The 530-nt window shown below is 57.7% G+C and carries 1 tRNA gene and 1 pseudogene; both read right to left on the reverse strand.

Going from position 1 to position 530, the window contains the following annotated elements:
• Positions 1-110: 110 nt before the first annotated feature.
• A tRNA-Thr gene (locus AC1QQ2_RS14600) sits at positions 111-186 on the reverse strand.
• Positions 187-244: 58 nt separating this feature from the next.
• Positions 245-530: pseudogene (locus tag AC1QQ2_RS14605) on the reverse strand (hypothetical protein); the annotation flags it as partial.

Below are 530 nucleotides of genomic sequence, written 5' to 3' on the forward strand. Positions count from 1 at the left end.
CGCAGCCGCGCGCGTGTGGGACGCGCAACAAAAAAGGTGGATATAAGGGTGGATGATCGCCACGCATCAAACACTAAGACACTGATATTTCGTGATAATTGGTCTGAGAGTGGTGCCGCTGAAGGGACTCGAACCCCCGACCCCATCATTACGAATGACGTGCTCTACCAGCTGAGCTACAGCGGCCACGGGCGCGCTCTTAGCAAGGTTGTGCGCGCTTGTGTAGACCTAATGTAATCCGTGTTTAATTTACGCCACGGGCGGCCTGCACCGCGTCTGCGCCCTTACTGGCGTCCTCCTCATCATCAATTCGGAATTCAGGGCCCAAAGTTAACGTATCCTCGCCCGATACGGGCTCGACCACAGGCTCTGATGGGGCTGACTGCTGCGGGGCTGCGACTGTTTCAGGCGTTTCCACCGCAGCGGGGCTTGGGGCATCCAAGGCACCCACGATCAAAGGCAGCATTTGTTCAGGCCCTTGCAACGCGGCCTCACTTTGCGGTGGCACCGCCCAATGCAATGTATCGAAC

The organism is Aestuarium sp., assembly GCF_023253315.1.
Taxonomy (GTDB): Bacteria; Pseudomonadota; Alphaproteobacteria; order Rhodobacterales; family Rhodobacteraceae; genus Marivivens; species Marivivens donghaensis.